Here is a 22,499-nt window from a genome sequence, read left to right on the forward strand (position 1 = left end):
TATCATTGCTTAACATTAAACCGAAAAAACCATTCTATGGCATTACTACCTTGGCAAACGGCAGTCATTACACATGTGGAACAGGAAACTTATAATACTCGTCGCTTTTATTTCGAGATAAAAGATTGCGAGCGTTTTGATTTTATTCCCGGTCAATTTATCACTTTCGATTTACCTATTCATGAAAAGCAAAGCAAACGCATGCGCAGTTATTCTGTAGCATCATGGCCAAGAGGAAATAATACATTTGAATTGCTGATTGTATTGTTAGAAGGTGGCGCCGGCACTACGTATTTATTTAATGAAGGAAAACCAGGATTAGAAATTCCATTCCGTGGTCCGCTGGGTCATTTTATTTTACCTGAAAATATGGATCGTGATTTATGTTTGATTTGCACAGGAACAGGTATTGCACCTTTCCGCTCGCAAGTAAATTATTTATTCGAAAATAAATTGCCCAGCAGTAATATTCATTTAATATTTGGTACCCGCCATATAAAAGATCTGGTGTATTATAATGAATTGAAATCATTGGAAGAGCAAATGGAAAAATTTCATTTTCATGTAACATTAAGTCGTGAAGATTCACCGGAATGGAAAGGCAATAAGGGATATGTACATCAAGTTTATGAATCTATTTGCGAGAGCGGAAATAAGCCAATTGACTTTTATTTATGTGGTTGGAAGGCAATGGTGGATGATGCACGGGCACGTATCACAGAAATGGGATACACTAAAGAAAATATTCATTTGGAGTTATACGGTTAATCATTTCAAATCCTTGTAATGGGCTTCGTGTTTTTTATCCTTACGGGATTTTTTATTTACCATGTTTTGCAATTCTACAGCAGCAAAACAAAAGAAAGTGCAGCCGCAGAAAATTACATTTATGTATTACTGATTCTTTCTCTGTTCGTTTTACTTACCACTGAAATTTGCAGTGCAGGAAATTGGATTTCTGCAATTACTATTCAAATTATCTGGATTGTTTTAGCAATAACTTCCGGTATTTTTTGGTGGAAAATTTCAAATAGAAAATTATTCTTTGCATTGCAATGGAAATCACTTTTGCAATTTCCTTTTATAATAATTTTCGGAGTTACTTCAATTACTTTTCTTATCTGCATGTTTGCTTTTCCAAACAACTGGGACAGCATGACCTATCATTTGGGAAGGGTAATGCATTGGATACAAAACGGAAATGTAAATCCGTATGCAACGCATATAGTGCGTCAGGTTTCTCAACCACCATTATCAGAATATTTTCAAATGCATTTTATGCTGTTGAGTGGCAGCGACAAATTTGCAAATCTGGTACAATGGATGTTTATGACAGGAGCTGTTGTAGCAGCAGGCCGGATTGGATTACACCTTACCGGCAATAAAACAGTTGCAAGATTATCTATGTTACTCGCAGTATTAATTCCTATGGGAATATTACAAAGTAGCAGTACACAAAATGATATGGCTGTGAGTTTTTTTATTGTAGCTGCATTGTTATTTGCAATAAAAGCGGCAAATAAAAATTTCAAATTACAGGAGATTTTATTATTCAGTATTTCAGTTTCACTTGCATGTCTTACAAAAGGCACTGCATACATTTTTTTATTGCCAATAATTGTAATGTATGGAATACAGGCAATAATAAAATTGCGATTACAAGTTTGGAGAGCTTTGCTTATCGGCATCATTATTTTCATTGCATTGAACGGTACTTTTTTTCTGCGCAATTATTCTGCGTTTCAACATCCTCTGGCTCCTGATACTACATTACAAAATACATTTATTGGAATACAACCCATTGCTACGAATACAGTAAAAAATTTAGCAATGCATTTTTTATCTCCATGGCCGGCGATAAATAATGTGGTAACTTCCATAGTGATAAAATATCATCAATTCATTCACACAGATATTAATGATCCACGATTTAGCTGGGAATTTTCACCGCCGTTTAGCGCATCTCAATTATATCCGCATGAAGATTATGCAACTGCGCCATTTTATATTTTATTCTTTTTAATTGCATGTGCTTATTTACTTTTTAATATGCGCAAACATAGTTGGAAAATTTCCATCTATGCGCTTGTTATAATTAGTATGTGGTTAACATTTAGTTTATTATTAAAATGGCAGGTGTGGCATTGCAGATTACACTTACCCATGCTGTTGGCGTCCACTCCATTGATAGCTTTTTATTTAAATACTTGTAGGAAAAGTGTTCGCATAGTTTCAATTTTTGTATTCATACTTTTTGCACTGCCATCCATTTTTTATAATTATAGCAGACCGATACTTGGCAAAGATTCTATTTTCACAAACAGCAAATACGATCAATATTTTTTTAATCAACCAACAAATCAAAAACCCTTTTTTGATATAAGTGCAATTATGCAAAGAAATAATTTAAAAAATATCGGTTGGATAATTAGCGGTGATAGTTGGGAGTATCCGATGTGGGTATTATTAAATGATGAAACGCATTTACGCATGGAACATATCTTAGTGAAAAATGCAACACAGAAATTTGAAGATGCTTCCTTTATTCCCGATGGTATAATTAATAAAATGATAGAGCCCGATTCGCTTGGCAGAATTTATTATCACAATACCATATATCAGGTTGTGTATGAAAATGATCCCTGGATGTTTATGCAAAAAGTGGGGGATTAATTATTTAAAATGCGAGTTTTTATAAGTGTAAAAATGATATCCCTGCGGGATAAAAATTTAGCCACGAATGCACGAATAAATAGACGAATGCACGAATAGATATTTTTTATTCGTGCATTCGTGAAATATAAATATTCGTGCATTCTTGGCTAAATTCTTTCTTAATTATTTGCGAAATACTTCTTCTAAAATTGCGGGTGAATGCATTTCACCAAAATATTCAATGTGCAAACTGTAATATAAAAGCAAGGCATGCAGTAACTCTTTGCGCAAGGTAGTAGAAAGATGAATCGAAGATGCTTTTTGAAAATTTATATCCAGCAAATTACGCAATGCATTTGCACATTCGGCATGCATATAATTGTATTGTGAGATTTGTAAATCGGTAAATACACCTTCATCCAGATTAAAAAATTTGCCTTTGGTATTATCCGGATAAAATCCGATATACTTACTTAATTGTAATAGAAAAATAATATGAAAATTAGCAACAGAATTTGTTGTTTCATCTAAATAAATAAATGCATGATGCAGAAATTGAAACAGGTTTGCATTGGATTCTTCTTCTTTAATTGTCTTCAACAATAGTTCAATACAAAACAATAGCAATGTACCTTTTACTGTATCAAATGGAATTTGATTATACACGGTTTCCATGCGCACTTCACTGATATGAAACATGTTGCCGGTTTCTTTGTGATACACCACCATATCCAAAATATTTCCATGCTGGTACAAAGCATATTTACCTTTTGATTTAGTAGTACGCACACCATTAATGATATAGGTTTGCAATCCGAATTTTTCAGTATATACTTTCGTAATTACACTTGTTTCAGAATACTTATTTGTTTTTAATACAATGCCTGTTGTTTTATGTAGCATGTGAATCTGGAAAATTAATTCACTATCAGAAATTTTGTAACAATGGATTCAGAGCCATCTGCGTTGGAAGAAAAAACCATATATACCCCTGTGGAAGCTCGATTACCTTCATAGCCTTTTCCATCCCAAATTGCCTGACCACCTAAGGCCACCGTTTTATAAATTAATCTTCCACTTGCATCGGTAATTTTTACTTCTGCATCTTCGGTAAGACCGCTGATTGCAATTAATCCAGTGTAATCTTCTCGCACCGGATTGGGAAATACTTTTACATTAGATTCCTGAACTACTGTTCCTGCAGTTGCAGTTCCTCTATAAGAACAAATACCTTTTGAAGTACCGAAATACACATCGCCATTTTCACCATTAATAGTAATATTTAAAAGTATGTTGGAGAGCAGCGGGCTATTGTCTTCTGTAAAGGATAATATTTGTTCGGTACCATCTTCAGAAACCAAAAATACGCCGCTGTTGGTACCAATCCATTTTCTGTTTGCACCATCCACCGCAATTGTATTTACGATTTCACTTTTCAATAATTGCTCATAATAACCGCCCAGATTTACTAAAGGCTGAGCTGCATCTGAGGCAGGGCCACCATCCATTACCGCACCCGGATTATAAAAAACAGCAACACCTTCATTGGTGCCCACCCAAATTTCACCATCCTGATCTTTTGCCAAACAATTTACAAAACCCACAGGCAAATTTCCGCTGCCTGCACCGATACTTAATACTCGGGTTTGGTCATCACTCACATCATCAATTCCGCTTCCATGATTGTAAACTAAAATTCCGGTTCCTCTTGGTATCTGCACCCATTTCTGATCAAAATCATCTATTACAATTTGTCCGGTTTGATTGCCTGCACTTGAGGGTAAAAAGCATTGAAAATTTTTCCATGTACCATCGGCTTTGCGCACAACCAAAGGTGTTTCCACACCGTAGTTTGACACCCATAAATTACCATTCACATCAAACTGCAATCCGCTTACTCTGCACGAACCCGGATCAGATGCGCCAATATCTTTCAAGCCATCGGCACCGGTATTAGTTTCATCAAATATTTTTAATGTGTTGTTAGGTCTATCATATTCTGCAACACCTCCTCCATACGATCCGAAATATGCTTTGCCGGTAGTTGCATCCAAAGTCATAGTAATAAAATCCAATACCGTATCCAATGCAGGGAAAGTAAATACATTAATGTTATTCCAAAAGCCATAGTCCATCACAAAAAATCCATCCCTATTAAATTCATAATTCCATGAATTATTTATTTCTCCCGGTGCTACCCACAAATCATTATTAAAATATTCCATGTCGAAGGCTTTATAGGAACCCGGTCCATTCGGTAGAAAATGAGTGAATGTTTCACCACTATATCGCAGGAGTCCGGAATATAAATCTGCAATCCAATAATCTTTATTGCCATCCATAATTGCTGCATAGGGATATTGCAAGTCGAAGTCGTTTCCAAAAAAAGAATAGCTGTCGTTTATATCCACCGTCATTATTCTTCTGTTTTCAGGAGGAACGATACCTGGAGAAATCTGTGTAACAATTAAGCGGGTGGGCGAAGCAGATAAATTTTGAATCTTCCATTCAGGATCATAATAATACAGCAACCACGCAACCCCATCATATTCATAGATAGAAGTATTATCTACAACCGCATATAAACGGTTATTAAAAATGGCGAGATATTGCGCACTGCCATCACCTAATCCAAGTTCACCGCTGAGGCTTTCCCAGTAACTAAAATTTTCCAGCAAAGTGTTGTCGAGGTTTGCACGATAAATTCCTTTATCTGTGGCAGCATAAATAGTATCCTTAAAAACTATTGTGCTGTTTACTTTAAAATAAGAATCTGTTAATTCATCAATAAAAAAATATGAAGCCGGACTTTCTTTCTTTTTAAAATCATAAACCACTATTCCGAAACCGGTGCTCAGATAAATACTATCACCGTAAAAACTCGCATGGTTCACACTTTTATTTCCGGAAACATTCGCCGATTTTATGTAAGGGAAATTTTGAACTACACCTTTCACAATGATATCTATATTGGAATTGAGATAAGGAATTACCAAAGCTTGTTGTTCCATCCCATAGAATACACCTGTTGCATCAACATCGCTCATCCCGTTTGCTTTATTAAGTCGCTCGTATGAATTATCACTTTTATTATAGGAGAATACTGCTTGTCCGTTTGCAGCATAAATTTTTTCACCGGCATCGGCCACGGAAATTGTTCCGGTATAAGGTAAATAAGCTTTCCATTGACCAATGGGCACTGACTCTTCGGGTTGTGCAAACACTATCTGCACCATACTCATAATCATCACGACAAAACCTGTAACTGTTTTCATTTCGGCAAAATTGGTAAAATATCGTTTGAGTAACGACTTCGGCTTGCAGTTATTTTCAATTGCAATGGAGTTCAGACTTTAGCCTGACTAAGGTTCAGGGTATCTATTTTACTATCTTTGCACCTCATTTTTTTAATATGTGGCAAGCCATTTCCCGGATCATTTTACGCAACAGGCTCTTATTTCTTATAATATGGGGACTTATCACGGCATTTATGACTTATCAGACTACACGGGTAAAACTGAGTTACGATCTGCAAAAGTCTGTGCCCACCAGTGCCGAAGAATATATTGATTACGAGAAATTCAAAAGCGTGTTTGGTGATGAAGGCAACATGATGTTGGTTGCGGTAAAGTCCGATCAATTCTGGGACTTTAATTTTTTCAGCGATTGGGTAAAGTTGAATAATGATGTGCGCAATATTAAAAATGTTACCAATGTACTTTCACCTTCCTCCTCTGTTAACCTTGTAAAAAATTCAGGATTAGAGCGATTTGATATGGTAAATATATTTGATCCACCTCCAAAAAATCAACAGGAACTGGACTCATTGAAGCAAGTATTTATGCGCTTGCCATTTTATGAGTACAGACTTTATCAGCCCGATTCTTCTGTTTATCTCATGCTGATTTCTTTAGACAGAGATGTACTCTCTTCGATACGACGCATCACGGTGGTGGATGAAATTTTACAACAAACTACTCAGTTCGAAAAAAAATATAATCTGGAATTACATTATTCCGGCTTACCCTATATCCGCTATTTTCAACTTACTACTATTTCAGCGGAAATAAAGATGTTTTTGATATTGGCTGTAATTGTTACAATTCTTGTTTTATTTATTTTATTCAGATCGTGGATAGCGGTGGTATTTCCATTATTAATTATCGGTTCAGGTGTGGTGATTTCTATGGGATTAATGTCGCTGATGGGATATAAAGTCAGTTTGCTAACCGGCTTAATTCCAAGCTTATTAATTGTAATTGGCATTCCCAACAGTGTGTATATGCTGAATAAATATCATGTGGATTTTAAAAGACATGGCAATAAAATAAAAGCACTTACCAGTATAATTGAACGCATCGGGTATGCTACATTTTTTACAAATCTTACCACTGCTATCGGGTTTGGAGTTTTCACTTTTACAGGTGTGGAAATGCTGAAAGAATTTGGAATCATCACCTTCATTTCCATTTCGGCAACTTACTTGATATCATTAATAGGCCTGCCTGTTATTTTTAGTTATTTACCTAAACCAAAAGAAAGGGATACTAACCATCTGGATGATAAAATTTTTAGGTATATTATTGATAAATTGATTACATGGACTATGCATAACAGGCGAGCCATTTTTATCAGTGCAACAGTAATTGTAATTGCATCCATAATTGGTTTATTCAAAATAAAAGCAGAAGGATTTTTCTTGCAGGATGTTTCAGAAAAATCTAAAGTGTATAAAGATTTAGTATTCTATGAAAATAATTTCAATGGCATAATTCCTTTGGAAATTATGGTTGCTAAAAAGCAGATTCATGAAACAATATATGATACAATTATTAGTGAGAAGATTCCTCTTTCGGAAGAAGATAGCATTATAACATACGATACATTAATTGTGAATCGCCGTGAATCTTCGGGTATAAGTATTACATCAATTTCTACGTTAGAAAAACTCAATGCATTGCAGGATACTTTAGCAAGCTATCCGCAATTTTCACATTCACTTTCTATTATTGATGCTATGAAATTTGCAAGGCAGGCGTATTATAATGGCAGCCCAAGATTTTATGAATTGCCCACGCAAAGCAATCTTACTTCCAATGATTCACGAGCAGCAGCTTTCTTAAAAAACAGTCAGCAAAAATCATTATCTGAAAACCGGTTTATTGATCCCACTGGAAGTATCACTCGCATCACTGTTCAAATGGAAGATATTGGTTCGGATTCCATGCCGGAATTAATTGCAGAGTTGCGACCAAAAATTGATTCCATATTTAATCCGGAAGCCTATGATGTTTCACTTACAGGAACAGGTATTGTTTCACTTGCAGGATATAATTATCTGATTAAAAGTTTAATTGGCAGTGTAGTGCTTGCATTAATTCTGATAGCAATTATAATGGGGCTACAATTCCGCAGCGGAAAAGTATTAGTGCTCACCTTATTGCCGAACCTGATTCCACTGATGTTTACCGCCGCCATTATGGGATATTTTAATATTGAATTAAAACCTTCTACAGTTTTAATATTCAGTGTGGCATTTGGAATTGCAGTTGATTTTTCAATTCACTTTATGGCGAAGTACCGCATTGAATTAGTGCGCCATAGTTTTAATGTAAAAGAAACTGTATTGGTCGCATTGCGAGAAACGGGAGTGAGTATGTTATACACTTATATTATTTTATTTTTTGGTTTCATCATATTTGCTTTCAGCGAATTTGAAGGAACAAAAAATTTAGGTATTCTCACATCAATCACATTAACTATTGCACTATTAACCAACCTGCTATTATTGCCCTCTATAATAATGTATTTTGATAAAAATCTGGAAGCAACCCACCGGAAAAAATATCAAAAAGGAAAAGGCAATTACGCCGATTTGATTAACGAAAACAATAAGGAAAGTAAGAATTAGAAATGATGAAGCAGGAAAGAAAAAAATATCCGGAGTATAAAAATCTTGATCTCCCAAAAATTGATAAAGAGATTCTTGATTTTTGGAAACAAGAAAATATTTTCGCTAAAAGTATCAGCGACAGAAAAGATAATAATCCATTTATTTTTTATGAAGGTCCGCCGTCGGCAAATGGAACACCGGGAATTCATCATGTGCTGAGCCGAACTATTAAGGATATTTTTTGTCGCTATAAAACCATGCAGCAATTTTTGGTTGAGCGCAAAGGGGGTTGGGATACACATGGTTTACCTGTAGAGTTAGGAGTAGAAAAATTATTAGGTATCACCAAAGATGATATCGGTAAAAAAATATCGGTGGAAGAATACAATGCAATCTGCCGCCGTGAAGTGATGAAGTTTAAAGATGAGTGGGATGAGTTGACAAACATCATGGGCTATTGGGTAAACTTAGATGATCCTTATATCACCTTCGAAAAAAAATATATTGAAACACTTTGGTATTTGTTGAAAGAATTATACAAGAAAAAATTATTGTATAAAGGATATTCTATTCAACCGTATTCGCCGGCAGCAGGAACAGGATTAAGCAGTCATGAATTAAATATGCCGGGCAGCTATCGTGCGGTGAAAGACACCTCAATTGTTGCACAGTTTAAAATAAAAAAATCTGGTCATGCGCTTGAAAATAATTTGTTTTCCGATGATGCAGAATCATTTTTATTAGCATGGACAACAACGCCCTGGACCTTACCTTCCAATACGGCACTTGCCGTTGGAAAAAATATAGAATACAAGCTGATTGAAACTTTCAATCCTTATACATTTAAGCCGATAAGAGTATTGATAGCCGCAGACCGTATTGCATCTTATTTAAAATCTGAAAATGAGAATTCAGAAAATTATGAGCCGGGTGCAAAAGAAATTGCTTGGAAACAATTACAATCTTTTAAAGGAATTGCTTTAGAAGGATTGCGCTACGAACAATTAATACCACTTGCTCAACCAGAAGATGGAGATGCATTTAAAGTAGTTACTGCAGATTTTGTGAGTACAGAAGATGGAACCGGTATCGTGCACTTAGCTCCGAGTTTTGGAGCAGATGATTTTCGTACTGCACAGCAAAAAGGAATTGGCAGTTTAACACTTGTAGATAAGCAAGGCAAGTTTACTTCGGATGCAGGATTTCTTGCCGGCAAATATGTGAAGGATTATAAAGATGAATTGAATTGGGAAAATCCCGATGTATTAATTGCGATTAAACTGAAAGAAGAAAATCGTGCTTTTAAAGTGGAGAAGTACGAGCATAATTATCCGCATTGCTGGCGCACAGATAAACCTGTTATTTATTATCCATTGGATTCCTGGTTTATAAAAACTACCGCAGTAAAAAAACGATTGCTGGAATTAAATGCTACTATTAATTGGAAGCCGAAAAGCACCGGTGAAGGAAGATTTGCGCAATGGTTAGAAAATTTAGTTGACTGGAATTTAAGTCGCTCCCGATATTGGGGAACTCCACTTCCTATTTGGAGAACAGAAGATGGTGAAGAAGAAATTTGTATCGGCTCTATAAAAGAATTGACAGAAGAATATTTAAAAGCACAAGCCGCAGGTTTAAATAAAGATCTGAATTTCGAAATAATAGATGGTGCATTAGATATTGATTTACACAAACCTTTTACTGATGAAATAGTATTATTAAGTGCTACCGGAAAAGCAATGTATCGTGAATCGGATTTAATAGATGTTTGGTTTGACTCCGGTGCAATGCCTTACGCACAATGGCACTATCCATTTGAAAATAAAGAACAGTTTGAAAAAAATTTCCCCGCAGATTTTATTGCAGAAGGTGTGGATCAAACAAGAGGTTGGTTTTTTACTTTACATGTAATTGCCACAATGTTGTTTGATTCTGTTGCTTTTAAAAATGTGATTTCTAATGGATTAGTATTGGATAAAAAAGGTAATAAAATGTCGAAGCGATTAGGCAATACTGTAAATCCATTCGACTCTATTTATAAATATGGTGCGGATGCCAACCGCTGGTATATGATAACCAATGCGCAGCCTTGGGATAATTTGAAATTTGATGAAGAACGATTGGTAGAAGCACAGCGCAAATTTTTCGGAACTCTATTTAATACCTATAGCTTTTTTGTGTTGTATGCTAATGTGGATGGATTTGATAATTCTGAAAAAGAAATTCCGGTTTCTGAAAGACCTGAATTAGACAGATGGATTATTTCCAGCTTGAATACACTAATTCAAAATGTAACCGAGAGTTATAATAATTATGAACCTACCCGTGCCGGAAGATTAATACAGGAATTTGTTTCTGATCATCTCAGCAATTGGTATGTGCGATTGAGCCGCCGCCGTTTTTGGAAAGGTGAACCCAGCAAGGACAAAACATCCGCTTATCAAACATTATATACTTGTCTGGAAACAACAGCCCATTTAATTGCGCCCATAGCGCCATTTTTTGCCGAGTTCCTATATCGCAATCTGAATACAACTACCGGAAAAAACCCGGTTGAATCTGTACATCTCAGCATATTTCCGAAAGCGGATACGTCATTAATTGACACTAACCTTGAAGAACAAATGGAAATGGCTCAGGATATTTCAAGCACCATTTTATCGCTGCGGAAAAAAGAAAATATAAAAGTGCGTCAACCATTACAACGTGCTATGATTCCTGTGCTACAATCATCAGTAAAAACACAATTACAACATGTTGCTCCTTTAATTCAGGCGGAAGTAAATGTGCGTGCTTTAGAATTTATTGATGATACTTCCGGCATTATTACAAAAAAGATAAAACCCAATTTTAAAACATTAGGCCCTAAGCTAGGAGCAGATATGAAACTTGCTGTTGAAGCAATTGGAAACTTTTCGCAGCAAGATATTGTAAACTTTGAAAATTCCGGTAAGGCAATTTTGAATTTAAATGGACGACATATAGAATTGGAGAGAATAGATGCCGAAATAATTTCGGAAGATATTCCGGGATGGTTAGTAGCACCTGCCGGAAAATTAACAGTGGCGTTGGACGTTAACTTGACTGATTCATTAATTGAAGAAGGCCATGCCCGTGAATTAGTGAGTAAACTTCAAAAGTTGAGAAAGGATATGGACCTTGAGATAACAGATAAAATTAAAGTGCAAATATCACCAGAACCCCTACTGCACTCGGCTTTAGTGAATTATAACGACTATATTTGCAGCGAAATTTTGGCAGATGAATTATTGGAAACAGTTGACCTGTCGGAGTTTACAGAGATTGAAGTAAATAATATAGCCGTTAAGGTAAACCTTATTAAAACATAAATGAGATGGCTAAGAGTAAAAAAGCACCCAAAAAAGCAGCGGTAAAAAAAGCCCCTGCTAAAAAAAACGTAGCAAAGAAAACATCCCCGGTAAAAAAAGCCGTGAAGAAAACTACGTCGAAAACAAAAACCCCGGTAAAGCCGGCAAAGAAAAGTATTGTCTCCAAGAGAACCAGCAAACCTGTTTCTAAAGCAAAAACAGCAAAACCCGTTGTTAAAAAAGCTATTGCCAAAAAACCAGTAGCAAAAAAACCCGTGGTAAAAAAGGTCATTAAAAAAGCGGCCCCTAAGAAACCAGTAGTTGCAAAAAAGGCTATTGCAAAAAGAACGGTGAAACCCGTTACAAAAGCAGCACCCAAAGTGGCAGTAAAAAAGCCTGTTTCTAAAAAAGCAGTTCCCAAAAAAGCAGAAGTTGTAAAACCCGTTAAATCCACTATTAAAAAAGCGGCTCCAAAAAAGCTGGAAGAAAAAAAAGTAGCCCTAAGTGCAGCAAGTAATGTTAAGCAGAACGCTAAAAAATCCATAATTGAAAAGAAGGCACCTGTTTTAGATAAGAAAAACGAAAAGAAAGTAATTACTTCTGAAAAGAAAAAAGAAGTACCTGTAGTTAACGAAGCAATACATTCAACTTCTGAAACTAAAGCAGAGAAAACTAAAAAATTAAAAAAATCAAAATTAGAGCACACCGATTCGGGTGAAGTGCAGGTAGTAAACAAATTAGTATTACCAAAACGACATGAAATAATTCAAGCCGAGGAAGAGGCAAATAGTGCAGAACTAAAACTAGCAGGAAAAGTGGCAAAAACAAGATATTCAGACGCAGAACTCCAGGAGTTCAAGGACTTGATAACAAATAAAATGAAGAAGGCAAAAGATGAATTAAAATATCTGCAAGATCAAATCAGTAGAAAATCTGATATTGGTTCTGATGATTCTGATATGGGATTCAAAGGCCTTGAAGATGGTACGAATACAGCTGAACGTGAATACCTCAGTCAGATGGCATCCAGACAGCTCAACTTTATTTCGCATTTAGACAAAGCACTGATGCGTATCGAAAATAAAACCTATGGCATCTGTCGTGAAACAGGAAGACTTATTTCTAAAGAAAGATTGAAAGCTGTTCCACATGCAACCTTAAGTATAGAAGCAAAGACAGCGAAAGGTCAATAAGTTGAAACGAATACATTTATCCCTTGCCATTATCTTTCTGGTTTTGATTATAGATCAGTTAGTGAAGATTTATATTAAGACACATATGGCATTGGGAGATGAATATGGTATTCTCGGATTAAACTGGGCTCGAATTCATTTCACAGAAAATGAAGGCATGGCTTTCGGGATGGAGTTAGGTGGCGAAAATGGGAAATTGTTTCTTACTTTATTTCGTATTGTCGCTGTTTCCTTTATCGGATATTATCTCCATACACTTATTAAACACAAAGCAGCCTGGGGACTAATTATCAGCATTGCTTTAATTTTTGCCGGTGCAATGGGAAATATTCTCGACAGCGTTTTTTATGGTGTTATTTTTAATGAAAGTATGTATCAGGTTGCAGAATTATTTCCTCCGGGCGGAGGATATGCTAGTTTACTCCATGGCCGTGTGGTCGATATGTTTTATTTCCCGATGTTTAAAGGATATTATCCTGAATGGATGCCTGTAGTCGGTGGTAATTTTTATACCTTTTTCCGACCTGTTTTTAATGTGGCCGACAGCTCCATTACCATCGGTGTATTATCCATATTACTATTTCAAAGAGCCGTGTTTACGCATAAAGATGAAGTGGAAAACATGGAGCAACATCAGGTGGTTGATTAACCATTTTGCAGTGAAAAATATATTTTCATAATCGCTGCACTTATTTGCAAAGCATGAAATCAATAACAGAATTAAAAGAGTTTTACGAAATTGAGTTATTGCCGGATTTGAAAAAACTGGAAAATATCCGCAAAGCCCAAGTTATCAGACAGGCATATATATTTGTTACACTTGCCTTCTCCATTTTACTTGCCACTATTTTGACCTTGCCAACCATGCTGTTGGTTTTTATGGCTGTATTTCTTGTTGTTTATTTTTTAATCTTTGGTTTTAAGAGAAAACGTTTTGATTATAAAAACTCCTACAAAGAATCTGTACTGAAAAAAATAAGTACGTTCTCTTTTCCCGATGCTGAATACACTCCCTTCCAATTTATTCCAAAGAAATATTATGATCTATGTAAATTGTTTATTCCCAAACCGGATATTTATAATGGAGAGGATTTAATTAAAGGAAATGCCGATGGTATTAACTTTCAATTATCAGAAATAGAAACAATGGAGCGCAAGGTGGATTCTGATAATAAAGTATTTTTCGTCACTCAATTTAAAGGCCTTTTTTTTATAGCAGAATTACAACGCAAATTAGAAAATAGCACTTATATTTTTGGAAATACATCAACGGAATTTATAGCTGGTTTTAATTCGCATTATCATGATATAAATATTTTGCGACCAGAATTAATAATCACAGGAGATGATGCCTTTGATAAATCCTTTGCAGTATATTCTACAGATAATTATGCTGCTGAAAAATTTCTTACTACTGCATTTAAAAAAATAATACAAGAATTTAAAATTAATACAGGTGCAAATATTCAATTCGCTTTTATAGAAAATTATTTATATCTCGCAATCCCCGAACGCAAAGATTTGTTTAAAGCTTCCATGTATAAAACCTTATTGAAATTTAATAACATTGAACAGCACTATAATGAATTGTGTTTTTGCATAGCAGTGGCCAAAGAATTTCAAAAGAATGCCGCCATCAGGACAAATGCATAAACTCCCGTTGATATTGAATCATGTAAATACAAAAGCAGCTATGATAATTAGGCTACTTTTGCGTTAATCCAGTTATGAGTATAATGCAGCTAAAAAAAACAGTATTAATCCTATTATTAAGCGTAACGCAGCAATTACATGCACAGCAATCCGTACTATTAAAAATTACACCTCCGGAGTCCGATAAGGCTTCTTATATTTTTGCAGCATATAATAATGCGCATGTTGCTGAATACAATTTTGCTCCTATTTTCAATATTGCTTTACAACAAGTGAATGCAGTAGCATTTGAATGGCTACCTGAAAATTATGAATTAGAAAATATGCTCTCCGTTATGAAAAATACAGGAGATGAAACGCTGCGCAAATATTACAAACGTGATGATAATATTCGCTATGAATTAGTAATTATTAATAAGCTACAGGAAGATGTAGAAAAATATTGGGACTTGCAACCTTTGTATATCATGCAGGTTATGCGCAATTACGATTGTGGTGTTGGATTACACTATCAACAACAACTATTACAACAAGCAGCGATAGATCAAATCAAACCTATTATTTCCCTATGGAATTTGCAAATTATCCGTGATCAAATGCAACAAGTAGATTTTGATAAGCAAGCAGCAATACTGAGTGATTATGTAAATAAAGAAGCGGAGTTTGAAACCTCTGATGAAGAGAAATGGCGTTTTTATGAAAAGCAAAATTTAGAAGGATTTGCAATCACAATGCAAACAATTGAAACTGCGGATTATATAAACCAGGTAATAAATAAACAAGCAACAGACTTAAGTAATAAAATTTCTGTAATTAGTCCACAACAAGCCACTTTGTATTTTATTGATTCAAAATATTTAGGAGGTGTAAATGGTATTTTGCAATCGTTACGCAATATGAATTATACCATAGAAGATGTACCTGTTGCATTGATGAAAATGCAAAATGATTCAAGTGATGAAAGTATGGGTGCAATTTCAACAGATATGTTTCCAGAAATTATTTTAGATATAGATACTGCAAATAAATTAGAAGGTAAAACAATAGTTATTCGAAAAGAAGATATCGTAAATCAATACAGTGCAAAATATAAAGCAGAAGAAGATCCATTTGGCGATATGCTTGATTTTCTTGCGCAGGATACATCTTTTTTAAATGGTTGGTATAAATTACAATCCACTGAAGCAAATTTAAAATTCCGTGCACCGGCAACTAATCCCTGGGAAGAAACGATTACAGAAACATTAAACGGACAAGTAAAATCTTCCACCGTTGCGATGAATCATGCACGTAGTGATTTATATTATTCCGCAGGCTATACTATTTATCCTCCCAATTTTGATCCGGGTGATAAAGCAATTTTTTTTGATGATATTGTATATCGTTCGGTACGCAAATTAAAAGGTGATTTATTAGCGCAACGATTAATTTCTACACCAGATTATATCGGTAGAGAAATTACTTTAATCATCAGCGATTCATTTTTTGTGCGCAGTAAAATTGTATTGAAAGGAAATGTGCTATACCAGTTTTTAACCGGCGGACCAAATGATAATATTTATTCCGCTTACTCCACCGCATTTTTTAATTCTATCTCCATTGAAGGTGGCAAAATAGGTAATTGGATAGTGGTGAATAATAATTTTTTCTCTTGTGAACTTCCCGCTCAGCCGTTGATTCAAAAACAGACTTATAACACACAATACGGTCCCTTAGAAGTGCAGACATTTAATTCACAGGATTATGGAGATGACATCGCTTATTTTATTTCTGTGAATGCATATCCACCCGGGTATAATTTTAAAAACACTAAAGATTTTTATGAAGATCTGATTGCAAATGCGGAAAGACAATATGTGGGAAGAGCAATTAAAACAGAAACCATTAAAAAGAATGGTATTAAAGGCAGGTATGTAGAATTGCAATTAACGAATCAGAAAATTTACAAGATGTATATTTTCTTCAATCATAATATCGTATATCAATATCTTGCTGGCGGTACTCCCACAGCAATGCAATCGCTTAATCCGCAATATTTTTTCGATCACTTTGTATTTTTTGCTGAAGAAAAATAAAGTAACTTACACTTCATATCACGGTGGCATAATTTTCGCCTCTTCCACATAAAATTCTTTAGTATGAAAATATCTACTACACTAATATTTCTATTATCTGCTATTTCTTTTGTAGCACATGCACAAACTTATACTTTCGATTCAGTGGGATATAAGCATATGTCCATAGGTGCAGTTATAATGAAAGATGATATATGGGTAATCCGGGAAGGTGAGGGAAAATATATACATGATTATTATCCAATTAATTTAGAAGAACGGCTGAAAAGCGATGGACAGGAAGTTGCTTTTGAAGGTGCATTAGGAAAAATACCACCAAATGTAAAAATGACAGCAACACCAATTCAACTACATCAATGTCGTAGATTATATCGCACTAAACCCAATGAAGATGGCAGCGAAATGGAAGTAGTAAATAAAGAAGCACAGCAGGAAGCTCCTATTTATTTAGAAGATAGAGAAGGAAAAATTATGTATGTGGGCGGCACCTGGATAATTGAAATGGATGGAGGAAAAAGATTTGTTCCAGATTATTTACCGGAGGATTTTAAAGTAGATGGTTTGCAAATTATTTTTAGTGGAAATGCAGGAACAAATCCTCCCAATGTAAAAGCATTAGGTGATCCATTTAGTATTACTGCAATGCAGGCAGTAGAAGAACAAACTATTAATCCGGAAGATATACAAGAACCTATGCGTGATTTTTATCCATTTGAAATTACATCTGTTGTTTACCGTCAGGAAGGCATTATTAAAAAATTCGGCGAAGATCCGGATGTATATATTATAGAAGCAGAAAATGGTACTCGCCGTTATTTACCTGCAATAATTCCCGAAGATTTTAAACAGCATAATCTGAAAGTATATTTCAGTGGCAATGCTGGAAATGTTCCACCAAATGTGCGCATGGTAGGAACTCCTTTTGAATTGGAAACAATTGAAATTGCGGAATAAAAAAAAGCAGATTAAAATCTGCTTTATAAAAATTATGTACTAGAAATTTATTCCTGAATACTCACTTGCATTTTAATATCTTTTTTAGGACGGTCACGTTCATCTGTTTGTACCACTGCAATTTTATCAATTACTTCCATGCCTGAAATCACTTCACCGAATACGGTATAATTCTGATCTAAAAATGGAGTTCCGCCGATAGTGGTATAAGTTTTAATTTGCTCAGGAGAAAATGTTATTCCCATTTGTTGTCCAATAGAATTTAATTCACCTTCCGAAGTTGGTTTACCATCCACAATATAAAACTGTGAACCGGAAGATGCTTTTGTTGGATTCACCTGGTCGGGTTGACGAGCTGCTGCTAATGCACCTTTTTTATGAAATAAGTTTGGTCGGAATTCCGCAGGTACAGTATAGCCCGGGCCACCGGAACCAAGTGTTGCACCTGCTTTTGCATTGCGGCTATCCGGATCTCCACCCTGAATCATGAAGTCATTCATTACACGATGAAATAATAAATCATTATAAAATCCTTCCTTGGTCAGTTTGATAAAATTATCCCGATGCTTCGGAGTTTCATTATATAGTTTCACTAACATATCTCCGTAGGAAGTACTGATTTTTACAATCACTTCTTTTTGATTTTCCAAAGGCATTTCAGTGTCTTTTTTTTCTTCCTGCGTAATTGCTATGGTATCTTTTTTTGCTGGTTCAACTGTAGTTGTTTTATCCGCATTGGAACATGCCGCAAAAACAACACATAACATTAATGGCATTATGGTTTTTCTCATATTCATTTTTTTCAAGATTATTTAAAGTATTTAATAATATTTCTTTTTAATAATTCTTCCTGATCAATAATACCTAAAGCAGGTAGTGTGGAATTTTGCTCCCATAGTGGCCAACCTTCCGGATCTTTTCCCACTAAACGGTAATATCCATTCATGCTTAATAATTTGCACACGGCTATATGCATTAGATATTCTTTTTCTTCCTTATTAAAATCTTTGCGAGTTGAATTTAATTCGTTGATACCAATTAAAAATAAGATTGCCTCAAGATTGGGTTTTTTACCAAACTGCTCTTTTAATTTTTGCAACACTGCCAACCATTCAGGATCAAAATCAATTGGCAAATACTCATGTGTTTTATTTCCTTCCGTCATAAATCATTGCAAAACTAAACCTTACTTAATAAACGGATCTTGATAGGCCGGATTTGTAGCTAAAGAAGTATCGGTGAGTGTATGTAAAAAAGCAATTAAGGCCGCCTTTTCATCTTCAGTTAAACTTACTCCCCCTTCACTTGAGAATTGCATAAACTGATCTGTAAATGGTGAATCTTGTACACCGGTGCTATAATGATCCAACACTTCTTCTAAAGTGGCGAATCTTCCATCATGCATATAGGGTGCTGTAAGTGCAATATTTCGAAGTGAAGGTGTTTTGAATTTTCCATAGTCGGAGGTATCACCTGTAATCATACCCAATCCTGCATCCGGAAAATCTGTATAAAACACGGCATCATCTAAACCATTATTGCGGAAAATAAAATCAGTAAATAATCCTCCATTAATTCCATGACAGTGAAAACAATCACCACCGAAATTATCGTTGAATAATTCCCAACCCAATAATTCCTGTTCGGTTAAAAAAACACCGGGTTCTGCATTAAAAGCCTGATCAAATTTTGTATTGCCCGAAACAATTGTGCGATCGAATTGTGCAATTGCTTTCCCCACCAACTCTGCAGTAATTTCCATGGAATTAAATGCTTCAAAAAATGCACGCTGATATAAAGTATCGGCACTTAGTTTAGCTACAACATTTGGTAAAATTTCATGCATTTCTAACGGATCTTGTATTGGTAACAAAGCCTGATCTTCTAATGTGGCAGCTCTGCCATCCCAGAAAAACCCTTCAAACTCTGGATTAAGTTGTGAATATGTCAGATTATATATAGGCATAGCATTGCGTTTACCATCTAACCCATCTATACCTATACTAAATTTTACACTATCTGAAAAAGCATAGTGTGAACTATGACAACCCGCACAAGACAGTGTGCCATCACCTGATAATAAGGGATCATAAAATAATTTTCTTCCTAACTCTACACCTTTAATTGTAGTAGGATTATCTGCAGGATCATTTGGTAATGCCGGCAATCCCGTTAATCTCGGAATGCTATAAGGTGATGGGTCATACACCCACTTATCATCAGAAGCTGGTGGTATATCAGGTTTACACTGTATCAATACGATTGAAAACAGACTCAAGCCAATTGCAAGCAGAAAATATTTTTGGTTGTATTTAATGTTCAAAATAAATATTTACTTGTAAACTTATGGAAGTTCTTTATTCATTTTGGTGAGTAAAATCATTATCAGTCAAACTCATTAAAAAATGTAATAAATCAGACTTTTGTTCACTACTTAATTCCAAAGGTTTTATTAAAGGATTTTTATTCGGATGATTTGCACCACCACTATTATAATGTTCAATCACATCTTGCAAAGTTGCAATACTTCCATCATGCATGAAGGGTGCTGTTAACTCAACATTGCGCAATGTCGGCACCTTAAATTTATCTGCATCAATAGCGTTATGTGTAATTCTTGCACGTCCGCTGTCTGCGCCATAGTCTTCATACAATCCATTATTTTCAAAACTGTAATTTGTAAAATTAAATTCGCTGTGGCATTTGCTACAGTTTAGATCATCACTAAAAAATAATTGCATTCCACGAATTTGGGAATCATCTAATGCAGATGAATTATTTTGATAAAAATATTTATCAAATAATGAATTACCGCTAATTAAAGTCCGCTCATAAGCAGACAATGCACGGGTAATTCCAAAGGCATCCGGTACTTTTTGAAACACTTGATAAAATAAATTACTGTATTCCGAATTTGCCTGTAATCTTTTTATAAGCAATACCATATTAAAATCCATTTCATGATAATCTTCTAATGGCACATAAATTTGTTGTTCAATTGCAGGAACTCCTCCATCCATCAGCATATAAGGTGCATAGGCAATGTTTGCAAGGGTGGGGGAATTACGAAAACCCAAACGACCTTCCACACCCGGACTGATTACTACATTATCTGCAAAAGCCAATTCAGTGGCGTGACAAGAGCTACATGAAATTGTACTATCAACAGATAAAATAGGATCAAAAAATAATTTCTTACCTAATGCAATCTTAGATTCTGTAAATGGATTATCTGTAGGAATAGGCAATGGAGGAAATCCTCTGGGTATTTCTAAAATATAGGATTGTTCATCTGTTTCCGGAACATCCGGAGAACAGGCAAACAATAGAAGTAAACAACATAAAATACTTGCTGTTGGAGTGGCCTTATTAACCGACAGTTTCATTATTCTTTAGAAAAAACATTTCCCAGATTACCAAATAATAAATTAGCAAGATCCCAATTATCAGAAGTATGTGTAATTGTATTGTCCGTCATATCTACGCCCACAAACAATTTCTGCCAATCAAATACCAAATGTGCGGCATAACTTCCTTGCGCCTCTGCATCAAAAGGATAATCTATTTCTACAGTATATAAATATTCATCACCACCCAAGTGCATTTGTATAATTGATTCAAGACTTCCATTCATATCCTTATCCGCATATCCGTCAATACGTAAAAAGATATATCCGAAATCCCAGCCCCAGTGCATGTTAGGAAACTGCGGACCTAAAGGATCATCTAAAGGATAAGTAGAAGGATCGGCATGATTGGCTACTGAATCAAGACCAATATCAAAACGAATTTTAGTATAGTTGCCAGATGGTAAAATTCCCGCAGGGTATTCTTCTTCTTCTGGTTTTACCAAAATATATTTTCCGGAATTCGGTGTTTCATTTCCATCAGCATCCACCATACGGATATTAGAAATATAAAAACGAGTAATATCTAATCTGGAAGTAATTCCATTTATTACCACAGTATCGCCTTCTGAAATTTCTTCTGTACTAAAATTATTGTGGAGATGTAGACTAAGATTAAACTCCTCGTCATATTCGCAACAGCAATCCACTTCTGCAGTAGGATCATAATTTAATGCATTGGCATCCATACATCCTTCCTTTTTCTTACATGAGCTTAAAATGGCAAATGTGAAAATTAATGTGATAAGTAAACTATTCCTTTTCATTTTTCCTTTTATATATTAAGTCCAACTAAAACAGTTAAACCGTTAATTATTGCTAAGAAGCAAAATATTGGTATCAAAGTTTACAAAAAAGATTATATTTTTGTGGGTATGAAGCGCAATGCATTAAATATTACTTCTCTATTGCTATTGGTGGTGTTGTTTTTTGCAACCACTGGCTTCAATTTATATAGTCATTTGTGTACTTCCAGCGGATTTAAAGATGTATCTATTAATAAAATTGAATCTTGCTGTGCACAGAATAATGAATCTTCAAGTACAGTTATTGAAAAAGAATCTTGTTGTGAGTTGGACAATAAACTTATAAAACTAGAAATAACAACTACAAGTCAAAAGGTACAAAATTTTGTACCTGATGTATTACCTGTAGCAATATTTTTATTACAAGATATATCACCACTGCAAACAAATGTAAATCTTACTCATTCTTCTAAAGATTTGCCACCTCCTAAAATAGGACGTGATATTTTACTCGCCAATCAGATTTTCCGCATTTAGTCATTTCAATTTTTTCATGCACTTCCAATGAAGTTGTATGATTTTGTTTTTTTAATC

The 22,499-nt window shown here is 34.9% G+C and carries 17 protein-coding genes; 10 read left to right on the forward strand and 7 right to left on the reverse strand.

Annotation, left to right across the window (positions count from 1 at the left end):
- The first annotated feature begins 36 nt into the window (after positions 1-36).
- Together IPN31_15800 and IPN31_15805 are read left to right on the forward strand one after the other, a co-directional pair.
- Complete coding sequence (locus IPN31_15800; protein ID MBK8683338.1) at positions 37-768, forward strand: oxidoreductase; 732 nt, start codon at positions 37-39, stop codon at positions 766-768.
- 18 nt (positions 769-786) lie between these two features.
- Positions 787-2,673, forward strand: coding sequence for a glycosyltransferase family 39 protein (locus tag IPN31_15805; GenBank protein MBK8683339.1), 1,887 nt, complete (start codon positions 787-789; stop codon positions 2,671-2,673).
- A gap of 165 nt (positions 2,674-2,838) precedes the next feature.
- Here IPN31_15805 and recO read toward each other — a convergent pair whose 3' ends face one another.
- Both recO and IPN31_15815 read right to left on the reverse strand, forming a co-directional pair.
- Positions 2,839-3,558 (reverse strand): DNA repair protein RecO, encoded by a 720-nt coding sequence (recO, locus tag IPN31_15810; GenBank protein MBK8683340.1) that lies wholly within the window; start codon positions 3,556-3,558, stop codon positions 2,839-2,841.
- 14 nt (positions 3,559-3,572) lie between these two features.
- Positions 3,573-5,930: a hypothetical protein gene (locus tag IPN31_15815; protein MBK8683341.1), complete on the reverse strand. Its 2,358-nt coding sequence runs from the start codon at positions 5,928-5,930 to the stop codon at positions 3,573-3,575.
- Between the two features lie 215 nt (positions 5,931-6,145).
- On the opposite strand from IPN31_15815, the gene IPN31_15820 reads away from it, so the two are divergent.
- The 7 genes from IPN31_15820 to IPN31_15850 all read left to right on the forward strand — a co-directional run bounded on the left by IPN31_15820 (position 6,146) and on the right by IPN31_15850 (position 17,752).
- Positions 6,146-8,566, forward strand: coding sequence for an MMPL family transporter (locus IPN31_15820; GenBank protein ID MBK8683342.1), 2,421 nt, complete (start codon positions 6,146-6,148; stop codon positions 8,564-8,566).
- Positions 8,567-8,571: 5 nt separating this feature from the next.
- The gene (locus IPN31_15825; protein ID MBK8683343.1) at positions 8,572-11,898 is read left to right on the forward strand and encodes an isoleucine--tRNA ligase; all 3,327 of its coding nucleotides are present in this window, start codon (positions 8,572-8,574) and stop codon (positions 11,896-11,898) included.
- 5 nt (positions 11,899-11,903) lie between these two features.
- Positions 11,904-13,070: a TraR/DksA C4-type zinc finger protein gene (locus tag IPN31_15830; protein ID MBK8683344.1), complete on the forward strand. Its 1,167-nt coding sequence runs from the start codon at positions 11,904-11,906 to the stop codon at positions 13,068-13,070.
- A 10-nt stretch (positions 13,071-13,080) separates the two neighbouring features.
- The gene (locus IPN31_15835) at positions 13,081-13,719 is read left to right on the forward strand and encodes a lipoprotein signal peptidase (protein MBK8683345.1); all 639 of its coding nucleotides are present in this window, start codon (positions 13,081-13,083) and stop codon (positions 13,717-13,719) included.
- Between the two features lie 53 nt (positions 13,720-13,772).
- Positions 13,773-14,723, forward strand: coding sequence for a DUF3137 domain-containing protein (locus IPN31_15840; GenBank protein MBK8683346.1), 951 nt, complete (start codon positions 13,773-13,775; stop codon positions 14,721-14,723).
- Between the two features lie 83 nt (positions 14,724-14,806).
- Complete coding sequence (locus IPN31_15845) at positions 14,807-16,798, forward strand: TraB/GumN family protein (GenBank protein MBK8683347.1); 1,992 nt, start codon at positions 14,807-14,809, stop codon at positions 16,796-16,798.
- Between the two features lie 63 nt (positions 16,799-16,861).
- Complete coding sequence (locus tag IPN31_15850; protein ID MBK8683348.1) at positions 16,862-17,752, forward strand: hypothetical protein; 891 nt, start codon at positions 16,862-16,864, stop codon at positions 17,750-17,752.
- Positions 17,753-17,799: 47 nt separating this feature from the next.
- Here the strand turns inward: IPN31_15850 and IPN31_15855 are convergent, their stop codons facing one another.
- From IPN31_15855 to IPN31_15875, 5 genes are all read right to left on the reverse strand, one after another.
- Positions 17,800-18,543 (reverse strand): peptidylprolyl isomerase, encoded by a 744-nt coding sequence (locus IPN31_15855; GenBank protein ID MBK8683349.1) that lies wholly within the window; start codon positions 18,541-18,543, stop codon positions 17,800-17,802.
- A 17-nt stretch (positions 18,544-18,560) separates the two neighbouring features.
- The gene (locus IPN31_15860) at positions 18,561-18,887 is read right to left on the reverse strand and encodes a hypothetical protein (protein ID MBK8683350.1); all 327 of its coding nucleotides are present in this window, start codon (positions 18,885-18,887) and stop codon (positions 18,561-18,563) included.
- Positions 18,888-18,938: 51 nt separating this feature from the next.
- A complete protein-coding gene (locus IPN31_15865) occupies positions 18,939-20,030 on the reverse strand; it encodes a c-type cytochrome (GenBank protein MBK8683351.1) in 1,092 nt (363 codons plus the stop codon).
- Positions 20,031-20,109: 79 nt separating this feature from the next.
- Positions 20,110-21,138 carry a cytochrome-c peroxidase gene (locus IPN31_15870; protein MBK8683352.1) on the reverse strand — a complete coding sequence of 343 codons (1,029 nt, stop codon included), beginning with the start codon at positions 21,136-21,138 and terminating at the stop codon, positions 20,110-20,112.
- On the reverse strand, positions 21,138-21,926 hold the full coding sequence (locus IPN31_15875; protein MBK8683353.1) for a hypothetical protein: 789 nt from the start codon (positions 21,924-21,926) through the stop codon (positions 21,138-21,140). Before IPN31_15875 ends, IPN31_15870 begins: the two co-directional genes overlap by 1 nt.
- Positions 21,927-22,034: 108 nt before the next feature.
- Between IPN31_15875 and IPN31_15880 the strand changes: the two genes are divergently transcribed.
- The gene (locus IPN31_15880; GenBank protein ID MBK8683354.1) at positions 22,035-22,442 is read left to right on the forward strand and encodes a hypothetical protein; all 408 of its coding nucleotides are present in this window, start codon (positions 22,035-22,037) and stop codon (positions 22,440-22,442) included.
- Positions 22,443-22,499: the final 57 nt, after the last annotated feature.

The organism is Bacteroidota bacterium (assembly GCA_016715425.1).
Lineage (GTDB): Bacteria > Bacteroidota > Bacteroidia > Chitinophagales > BACL12 > JADKAC01.

What these genes read in the sequence shown, in the direction of transcription:
- IPN31_15845 (MBK8683347.1), top strand. Translation starts at nt 14,807, where the DNA reads ATGCAGCTAAAAAAAACAGTATTAATCCTATTATTAAGCGTAACGCAG.
- IPN31_15875 (MBK8683353.1), bottom strand. Translation starts at nt 21,926, where the DNA reads ATGAAAAGGAATAGTTTACTTATCACATTAATTTTCACATTTGCCATT.
- IPN31_15840 (MBK8683346.1), top strand. Translation starts at nt 13,773, where the DNA reads ATGAAATCAATAACAGAATTAAAAGAGTTTTACGAAATTGAGTTATTG.
- IPN31_15800 (MBK8683338.1), top strand. Translation starts at nt 37, where the DNA reads ATGGCATTACTACCTTGGCAAACGGCAGTCATTACACATGTGGAACAG.
- IPN31_15880 (MBK8683354.1), top strand. Translation starts at nt 22,035, where the DNA reads ATGAAGCGCAATGCATTAAATATTACTTCTCTATTGCTATTGGTGGTG.
- IPN31_15830 (MBK8683344.1), top strand. Translation starts at nt 11,904, where the DNA reads ATGGCTAAGAGTAAAAAAGCACCCAAAAAAGCAGCGGTAAAAAAAGCC.
- recO (MBK8683340.1), bottom strand. Translation starts at nt 3,558, where the DNA reads ATGCTACATAAAACAACAGGCATTGTATTAAAAACAAATAAGTATTCT.
- IPN31_15825 (MBK8683343.1), top strand. Translation starts at nt 8,572, where the DNA reads ATGAAGCAGGAAAGAAAAAAATATCCGGAGTATAAAAATCTTGATCTC.
- IPN31_15805 (MBK8683339.1), top strand. Translation starts at nt 787, where the DNA reads ATGGGCTTCGTGTTTTTTATCCTTACGGGATTTTTTATTTACCATGTT.
- IPN31_15855 (MBK8683349.1), bottom strand. Translation starts at nt 18,543, where the DNA reads ATGAGAAAAACCATAATGCCATTAATGTTATGTGTTGTTTTTGCGGCA.
- IPN31_15850 (MBK8683348.1), top strand. Translation starts at nt 16,862, where the DNA reads ATGAAAATATCTACTACACTAATATTTCTATTATCTGCTATTTCTTTT.
- IPN31_15820 (MBK8683342.1), top strand. Translation starts at nt 6,146, where the DNA reads ATGACTTATCAGACTACACGGGTAAAACTGAGTTACGATCTGCAAAAG.
- IPN31_15870 (MBK8683352.1), bottom strand. Translation starts at nt 21,138, where the DNA reads ATGAAACTGTCGGTTAATAAGGCCACTCCAACAGCAAGTATTTTATGT.
- IPN31_15815 (MBK8683341.1), bottom strand. Translation starts at nt 5,930, where the DNA reads ATGAAAACAGTTACAGGTTTTGTCGTGATGATTATGAGTATGGTGCAG.